This window comes from Stenotrophomonas sp. PS02298, from assembly GCF_029959445.1.
In the GTDB taxonomy this organism is placed as follows: Bacteria; Pseudomonadota; Gammaproteobacteria; order Xanthomonadales; family Xanthomonadaceae; genus Stenotrophomonas.
The window spans coordinates 1-8,719 of sequence record NZ_JASCOR010000172.1 but is presented as its reverse complement, the minus strand read 5'-3'; the positions used below and the strand labels follow the sequence as shown (position 1 = coordinate 8,719).

At 65.8% G+C, this 8,719-nt stretch carries 6 protein-coding genes; 3 read left to right on the top strand and 3 right to left on the bottom strand.

The annotated features are described in order from the left end of the window. Positions 1–190: 190 nt before the first annotated feature. Both QMX78_RS18275 and QMX78_RS18270 read right to left on the bottom strand, forming a co-directional pair. On the bottom strand, positions 191–1,600 hold the full coding sequence (locus tag QMX78_RS18275; RefSeq protein ID WP_282272213.1) for an ATP-binding protein: 1,410 nt from the start codon (positions 1,598–1,600) through the stop codon (positions 191–193). Further along, positions 1,597–2,325, bottom strand: coding sequence for a response regulator transcription factor (locus QMX78_RS18270; RefSeq protein ID WP_282272210.1), 729 nt, complete (start codon positions 2,323–2,325; stop codon positions 1,597–1,599). The genes QMX78_RS18275 and QMX78_RS18270 overlap by 4 nt, the downstream gene beginning before the upstream one ends. A 197-nt stretch (positions 2,326–2,522) precedes the next feature. Here QMX78_RS18270 and QMX78_RS18265 point away from each other — a divergent pair, with 197 nt between their 5' ends. The 3 genes from QMX78_RS18265 to QMX78_RS18255 are packed head-to-tail and all read left to right on the top strand — an operon-like array spanning position 2,523 to position 7,251. Further along, a complete protein-coding gene (locus QMX78_RS18265; RefSeq protein ID WP_282272215.1) occupies positions 2,523–3,866 on the top strand; it encodes an efflux RND transporter periplasmic adaptor subunit in 1,344 nt (447 codons plus the stop codon). Beyond that, complete coding sequence (locus QMX78_RS18260; RefSeq protein WP_282272208.1) at positions 3,863–5,815, top strand: MacB family efflux pump subunit; 1,953 nt, start codon at positions 3,863–3,865, stop codon at positions 5,813–5,815. Before QMX78_RS18265 ends, QMX78_RS18260 begins: the two co-directional genes overlap by 4 nt. An 8-nt stretch (positions 5,816–5,823) precedes the next feature. After that, the gene (locus QMX78_RS18255; protein ID WP_282272206.1) at positions 5,824–7,251 is read left to right on the top strand and encodes an efflux transporter outer membrane subunit; all 1,428 of its coding nucleotides are present in this window, start codon (positions 5,824–5,826) and stop codon (positions 7,249–7,251) included. A 324-nt stretch (positions 7,252–7,575) separates the two neighbouring features. On the opposite strand, the gene QMX78_RS18250 is transcribed toward QMX78_RS18255, so the two are convergent. Then, on the bottom strand, positions 7,576–8,719 hold a 1,144-nt coding region (locus QMX78_RS18250), incomplete at its 5' end, for a P1 family peptidase (RefSeq protein ID WP_282272204.1).

The following is an 8,719-nucleotide window of genomic DNA, read 5'->3' as shown; positions in this document are numbered from 1 at the left end:
GCTTACGCCGCTCCTACAAAGTCCAGGAATCCTGGCTCACTCGCTTTTTGTGGGAGCGGCGTAAGCCGCGAAGCTGGCCATCTGACAGATTGCGGCTACAGCTTTCTGCGCTCGACAGGCCGATGGTGGTTTGGCTCAGGTGGCGCCGCGGAAATCTGTGGCTTCGCGGCTGACGCCGCTCCTACAGACATCACCGGTCTTGGCTGTTGGCTGGCCACTGCGGCGCTTCCCACCGAACGATGGCTTCCAGACCGCCTTCGGGATGATTGCGCAGGATCAGGCTTGCACCGTCTTTTTCGGCAAGCGCGCGGGCGATGGTCAGGCCCAGGCCGGCGCCGCCGGTCTCGCGTGAGCGCGAGGTCTCCAAGCGCAGGAATGGGGTGAACACAGCTTCAAGTTCGTCCTCGGCCAGTCCCGGCCCGTTGTCGCGTACCCGCACTTCCACGGCAGCCCCATCGCGGCGTGCGCTTACATGCGCTGCACGGCCGTACTTCACCGCGTTGTCGACCAGATTGGAGAACAAGCGCCGCATTGCCAACGGGCGCAGCATCAGCACCGCGCCGCTTCCCTGCTCCAGCACCGCATCATGACCGGACTCTGCGGCGTCCTCGACCACGCTTTCCAGCAGTGAATCCAGATCCAGCGCTGCGCGTTGTTCGGCACTCTCGGCGCTGCGCGCGAGCTCCAAACCTTCACGGATCAAGGCCTGCATCGCAGCGAGGTCGCCAATCAGGCGCTCGCGCAGTTGTTCGTCCTGCACGTTCTCCAGGCGCAGCCGCAACCGCGTTGATGGCGTCTGCAGGTCATGGGTGATCGCCGCCAACATCTGCGTGCGCTCGCCGAGGTGTCGCTGCAGACGCAGCTGCATGGCATTGAATGCCTCGGCGGCGCGCTGCACTTCCAGCGGCCCGGACACCGGCAGCGGTGCGCGCTGCAGGTCATGGCCGAGTTCGGTGGCGTGCGTTGCCAAGCGCTGCAGCGGCGAACTGGCGATACGTGCGACCAGGTAAGCCAACAAACCAATCGCCAGCGCCAGCAGCGACAGGAACCATGGATCGAATGCCGCCGCAGAGCGCCGTGCCATCGCCGGGTACTCCAACGCCAACCGCAGCGGCGTACCGTCGCTGAGCTTCAACTCCACCAACCGGCAGCGCGGCGGAGTGAACGCCGGGTCGCGCTCGTGCCGGTGCGAAGGACGCTGCCCGCGATCGGGCGGCGGCAGGAATTCCGGCAATGGCGGCATGCAGGCACGGAAGCTGCTGGCCCGTACCTGGGCACCGGCAAGGGCGCCACCGCGGGCGGCCAACACGTCCATCAGCGCCTGGTCCATGTCGCCGGTGCGGACCTCGCCTTTGACTTCGCGCACATTGGGCCCGCCAACGGCCAGCAAGCGGCTGCGCAGCTCCGGGTTGCCGTCCAGCAGATTGACGAAACCCTGCAGACGGTCGGCGATACGCGCAAGGTTCTGCCGCTCGAATTCCTGCTGGCGCCGGCTCTCGGCCAGCAATGTCGCGCCAATCGCCGCCACCATCATGCCGACCAGCAGGATGACGAACAGCCGCCCGGCCATCGACGACAGGAACAGGCGCAGCCGCTTCATTCCAGCGTCACCGCGCTGGCGAACACATAGCCCTCGTTGCGCACCGTTTTGATCAGGCCGTCGGCACCGCCGGCATCGGCGAGTTTCTGCCGCAGGCGGCTGATCTGCAGGTCGATGGCGCGGTCCTGCGATTCGTAGTTGCGACCGCTGCTCAGCGACACCAGCTGTTCACGCGACAACACCTTGTTGGCATGCGCCACCAGCACCCGCAGCAGGCGGAACTCGGCACCGGACAACATCACCACGCGCTTGGCCGGGTCAACCAGATGCCGGTGTTCCAGATCGAATACCCAGCCGGAGAACAGCGCCCGGCGCATTGCCAGCGGCTCCATGTTGGTCGGCAAGGCCTCGGTCCGGCGCAGCACGTTGCGGATGCGCGCCAGCAGTTCGCGCGGCTCGAAGGGCTTGGCCAGATAATCATCGGCGCCCATTTCCAGCCCCAGCACGCGATCGATCGGTTCGCTGCGTGCGGTGAGCATGATCACCGGCGTTGTCGAACGCACCCGCAACTCGCGGCACAACGCCAGGCCGTCTTCGCGTGGCAGGTTCAGGTCGAGCACGATCAGGTCGATGTGCTCGCGTGCCAATACCTGGCGCATCTGGTTGCCATCGGCCGCCGTGCTCACGGCATAGCCGGCCCGGCCCAGTTGCTCGGCCAGCAGGCTGCGGATGTCACTGTCGTCGTCTACCACCAACAAGCGGTGCAAGGTCTGTATGTCCGTCATGGGGCAATGATCCATGCTAGCGGATCGTCGTGCGCGGCCGCAGTGTATCCACAGGTATCAAGGCTCGCACTTGATACACGGCGATACATTGCTGGCTGAACCTGATACATGCCGACACACACTGTGCCTTGAGGCTGAACAGGGCGCTGACCACACTGGCATCAACGCCGCACGCTGCGGCCCAGCCTGAGTGCCTGATCACCGTGAAGCTGCTGCCCTCCTCCCGCCGCAACCGCATCCTGCTTGCCGCTGCCATCGTCGCCCTGATCGCCGGCGGCGTGTTCTGGGCCACGCGCAAACCCGCTACTCCTTCGATGGCCACCTCACCGGTCAGCCGTGGCGATCTGGAACAGACGGTCGACGCCACCGGCGTCATCGATGCCTACAAGCTGGTCAGCGTTGGCGCGCAGGCTTCGGGCCAGATCAAGGTGCTGAAGGTGCAGCTCGGCGATGTGGTCAAGCAAGGCGACCTGATCGCCGAGATCGATTCGGTCACACAGGAGAACAGCCTGAAGAACGCCGAGGCGGCGCTGGAGAACATCCGCGCCCAACGTGCGGTGCAGACCGCCTCGCTGAAGGAGTCCGAGCTGGCCTTCGCCCGTCAGAAGGAGATGCTGGCCGCCGAAGCCACCTCGCGCGCCGACTACGAGTCGGCCGAGGCCAACCTGGCCAGCACCCGTGCGCAGATCCGGGCGCTCGATGCGCAGATCCGCCAGCGCGAGACAGAACTGGGCACCGCCCAGGCCAACCTCGGCTATACCCGCATCACCGCGCCCATCGACGGCACCGTGGTCGCGGTGGTTGCCGAAGAAGGCCGTACCGTCAACGCCAACCAGTCCGCGCCGACCATCGTCAAGCTGGCGCGGCTGGACCTGGTCACCGTGAATGCCGAGATCTCTGAAGCCGACGTGGTCAAGGTCAAGCCCGGCATGCCGGTGTACTTCACCATCCTCGGCAACCCGGACCACAAGTACGAAGCCAAGCTGCGCACGGTGAACCCGGCGCCGGCCTCGATCAGCACAGACAGCACCACCTCCAGCAGCTCATCCTCGTCCAGCTCCAGCACGGCCGTGTACTACAACGCACTGTTCGACGTCGAAAACCCCGACGGCACGCTGCGCATCGACATGACCGCGCAGGTCTCGGTGATGCTGGCCCAAGCCAAGGACGCGCTGTTGATCCCCACCGTCGCACTCGGCCCCAAGGTGCCGGAAGGCGGCCGTGGCCCCGGCGCGAATGCCGCCAATGGCGAGCAGCGCGCCGCCCGCAGCAAACAGGAAGGCCAGCGCCAGCAGCGCCGCCAGCCGGATGCCGCCGCACTGGCCAAGAGCAACAGCTACGTGGTCCGCGTGGTCAACAAGGACGGCCAGCCGGAGCCGCGTACGATCAAGGTCGGCCTCAACAACGGCTCCAACGTCGAAGTACTGGAAGGCCTGAAGGAAGGCGAGCTGGTCGTGGTCGGCGAAGTCACCGCCGGCGAGAAATCCAGCAGTAACCAGCGCAGCCCGATGGGCCCGATGATGGGTGGTCCGCGCCGATGAGCCAGCCGCTGCTGCAACTGCGCGACCTGCGTCGCGAGTTCCCGGCCGGCGAGGAAACCATCGCCGTGCTCAAGGACGTCAACCTCGACATCCATGCCGGCGAGATGGTCGCCATCGTTGGCCAGTCCGGCTCGGGCAAGTCGACGTTGATGAACATCCTCGGCTGCCTGGACCGCCCCACCGTGGGCTCGTACAAAGTGGCCGGGCGTGAAACCGGCCGCATGCAGCCGGACGAGCTGGCCGAGCTGCGCCGCGAGCATTTCGGCTTCATCTTCCAGCGCTATCACCTGCTGGGTGATCTGGACGCACGCGGCAACGTCGAAGTGCCGGCAATCTACGCCGGCACCCCGCACGAGGCGCGGCGTGAGCGGGCTGAAGCCCTGCTTACCCGCCTTGGCCTGAGCGACCGCATGGGCCACAAGCCAGGCCAGTTGTCCGGTGGTCAGCAGCAGCGCGTGTCCATTGCGCGTGCGCTGATGAACGGTGGCGAGGTAATCCTGGCCGACGAACCCACCGGCGCGCTGGACAGCGCATCGGGCGAAGAAGTGATGAACATCCTCGGCGAGCTGCATGCCGAAGGCCAGACCATCATCATCGTCACCCACGACATGCACGTGGCCGAGCACGCACAACGCATCATCGAAATCCACGATGGCGTGATCGTCGCCGACCGTCGCAACGACAAGGTGCCAGCACTGCAGAAGCAACAACGCCCTGCCCCTGTGCGCACCGGCGGCAGTGCTTTCCAGGCCGCGCGCGATCGTTTCGTCGAAGCCTTCCGCATGGCCTTGCTGGCAATGAACGCGCACCGCCTGCGTACCTTCCTGACCATGCTCGGCATCATCATCGGCATCGCCTCGGTGGTCTCGGTGGTGGCGATGGGCAATGGCTCGCAGCAGCAGATCCTGCAGAACATTTCCTCGCTGGGCACCAATACCATCGACGTCTATCCGGGCCGAGGCTTCGGTGACATGCGCTCGGCCCGCGTGCAGACGTTGAAAAGCAGCGATGCCGAAGCACTGGCCACGCAGAGTTACATCGACAGCGTCACCCCCAGCGTGTCCAGTTCGGTGACCGCGCGGGTCGGCAACAAGGCTGCCTCGGCACAGGTCGCCGGCATCGGCGACCAGTACTTCCGCGTAAAGGGCATGACCCTGGTCAGCGGGCGCTACTTCGACGAAAGCGAGGTAAAGGGCCTGGCACAGGTCGTGGTGATCGACGAGAACACACGTACCCAGCTGTTCGGCAGTGATGATCCGCTGGGCAAGGTAGTGCTGCTGGGCAATGTACCGGCTCGGGTGATCGGCGTGGCCAAGCGCCAGTCGATGGGCTTTGGTGGCAGCACCAATCTCAGCGTCTGGGTGCCGTACACCACGGTGATGGCACGCATGCTGGGGCAGACCTACCTGAGCAGCATCACCTTGCGGGTGAAGGACGACACGCCGATGGATGCCGCGCAGTCGGCCATCACCAAACTGTTGACCCTGCGCCACGGCACCGAGGACTTCTTCCTCAGCAATACCGCCGAGATCCGCGAGACCATCGAGTCCACCACCAAGACCATGACCCTGCTGATCGGCGCCATCGCCGCGATTGCACTGGTGGTCGGCGGCATCGGCGTGATGAACATCATGCTCGTATCGGTGACCGAACGTACCCGCGAAATCGGCGTGCGCATGGCAGTGGGTGCGCGGCAAAGCGACATCCGCCAGCAGTTCCTGATCGAGGCGGTATTGGTCTGCCTGCTCGGCGGTGTGCTGGGCATCGCACTGGCGCTGTCGATCGGCTGGGCCTTCCAGACCTTTGGTGCCAGCTTCACCCTGCTGTTCTCCACCGGCTCGATCATTGCCGCCTTCGCCTGCTCGACCCTGATCGGCGTGGCGTTCGGCTTCCTGCCTGCCCGCAATGCCGCCCAACTCGACCCGGTCGAGGCTTTGGCCCGCGAATGAAGATGACCATGAAAGCACTCCGTCCCCTGCTGCTCTCCGCCGCCCTGACCGCTGCCTTGGTCGGCTGCGCCACCACGCCCAGCGCCGGCCCTGCCGCCGACCTGCGCGTGCCCAGCGTCTACGGACGCGGCGACGCTGCTGCCAATGCGCCGGCGCAGGCCATCGAGCATGAAGTGACCGCACCGGTTGCCGATGTGCATGCAGATGCCTGGTGGCAGGGCTTCGCCGATCCGAACCTGGACCAGCTGATCGAACGCGTACTGGCCAGCAACACCGACATGGCCTCGGCCGGCTTGAAGCTGGAACGTGCCCGCGCCCAGGCTGGCTTGACCAGCGCCGACCTGTGGCCACAAGCCAGCGGCTCGGTCAGCGCCAGCGGCAGCCGCAGTACCGACAGCAGCGACGACTGGTCGCGCAACCACAGCGCCAGCGTGTCGCTGGGCTGGGAACTGGACCTGTGGGGCAAGCTGCGCGGCCAGCGCGACATCGCCCGCTGGGAAGCGCAGGCCACCGCGCAGGACCTGCAGAGCACCGCGCTGAGTCTGGTTGGTCAAAGCACCGAGTTGTACTGGCAGCTGGGTTACCTCAACCAGGCGATTGCCACTGGCCAGGCCAATCTTGAGCGCCTGCAGCGCACGGCTTCCCTGGTGCAGGCACAGTTCGATGCGGGCGGCGTATCGCGGCTGGAAGTTCGCCAAGCGCAACAGAACATCGAGAGTCAGAAGGCCGCGCAGTCGCAGTTGGAACAGCAACGGGTGGAAACCCGCAATGCCTTGACCGTGCTGCTCGATGGCCAGCCCTGGCCGCTGGCGAACGAGCCGCAGAACCTTGATGTCGCGCAGAGCCCGGCTCTGGTCGAAGGCATGCCGGCCGAGTTGCTGGCACGCCGGCCGGACCTGCGTGCCGCCGAGCTGCGGCTGCGGCAGTCGCTGAAGAGCATCAAGGTGACGGCGACCAGCTATTACCCCAGCTTGAGCCTGAGTGGTTCGGTTGGCAGCTCCAGCAGCTCGTTGGGGGATGTGCTGACCAATCCGGTGGCGACACTGGGTGCTGGCCTGAGCCTGCCGTTCCTGAAATTCCGGCAGATGCAGCTGGATATCACGTCGGCCGATCTTTCCTACCAGATCGCCGCCAATGATTTCCGGCGCACGCTGTATACCGCGCTGTCGGAAGTGGACAACGCCTTGTCGGCACGCACCCGCCTCGCGGAGCAGGTCGCTGCTGCGCAGGCTTCGTATGACGAGGCGGTGGAGATCGCGCGCTTGTATGAGGTGCGCTATCGCGCCGGCGCCACCGATCTGCGTACCTGGCTGGAAGCGGAGCAGACCCGCCGTAACGCCGAGTTGTCGCTGGCGCAGACCAAGCGCAGCCAGCTGGTCAACGATGTGACGCTGTACAAGGCGTTGGGTGGTGGGGCGGTGGTGACGAACCAGTAAGCCGGCTTAAGCCCCTCTCCCGCCTGTGGGGCGAAAAGAGGCGCTTGCGAACCATTGGTTCGCGACTCTTGGAGCGCCCTCGCGGCGACGCGAGGGCCGGGGCGCAGAGCGGGGGTTGGGGTGAGGGGAAGCTCCTGGCAAAGCAACGTCAAAAGCTCCCCTCATCCGCCCTTCGGGCACCTCGCACCGCGCCCCGGCCCTGCGTAGCACGCAGGGCGTACGAACAGTCACGAGCCTTTGGCTCGTGAACGCCTGTTCTTAACCCCCCAGGCGGGAGAAGGGCTTGCGTCCGACATTGCTGAGATCTGCAACACCCCGCGCGAACTACCGCTCCTGCTGCCCCACCCCATGCCGCTGCAGAACCTCCCGCACCTTATCCAGCGGAATAGCCTCCACGGTCTGTCCATTGCCACTCACCGTGGTCGCCATGAACAAGGCGTTGTAGACCGACTCTTCCACCGCATCGACGCTGGCCTGGAACACCGCGCTCATCTGCTCGTTGGCCAGTTCAGTGGTCTGCAGTTGCGCGGCATCAAACCCACGTCGCACCGACGCCGCCGTTGAAAACGCCAGCACATAATCGCCGCTGCCGTTGGAGGCGGAGCTGCCGGTGCGCCCCAAACCCATCATTCCACGCGACGCCAGACGCCGTAGGTTGCGGTCCGACAGCGGCGCATCGGTTGCCACCACGATGATCACCGAGCCATCGCCGCGATCATCGGCAAGCCCGCGCACATTGCCCTGCGCGGCGACTGCATTCTGGAACGCATAGCGGTCCAGTTCGCGCCCGACCGGCGCACCTTCCACCTGCAAGACACCGCCGAAATTGGCCTGCACCAGCACGCCGACGGTCCAGCCGCCCAGGCTCTCGGGCAGCTTGCGCGATGACGTGCCAATACCGCCCTTCCAGCCGAATGCCACCGTGCCGGTGCCCGCACCGACACTGCCTTCCTGCACCGGCCCGCCCTTCGCACTCTCCAATGCCCGGCGCACCGCGTCCGCGGTAACCGGCCGTGCGCGGATGTCATTGAGGCCGCCATCATTGGTTTCGCCAACAACCACGTTCAACGAGCGCACCTGCTGCATGTCCGGCTGCGCCAGCATCCACTCGGCCATCGCATCGGCCGCCTTCCACACACAGAGCGTGCAGGTCAGCAGGATCGGGGTTTCCAGTTCGCCCAGTTCGTTGACCTGGGTGCTGCCAACAAATTTTCCGAAGCCGTTGCCAACATGCAGCGCCGCCGGCACCCGCGAGCGATAGGCATTGCCCGGGTGCGGCAGGATCGCGGTAACGCCGGTACGCACCGTATTGCCGGTACTCAGCGTCACCTGGCCAACGCGCACGCCGGCCACGTCGGTGATCGCGTTGTTGCTGCCGGGGCTGAAGATGCCGGGCGCGACGCCAAGCTCACGCGCGCGTTGGCGCGGTGCGTCCTGGGCGGCGGCGCCCAGGACGCAAAGCCCCGCC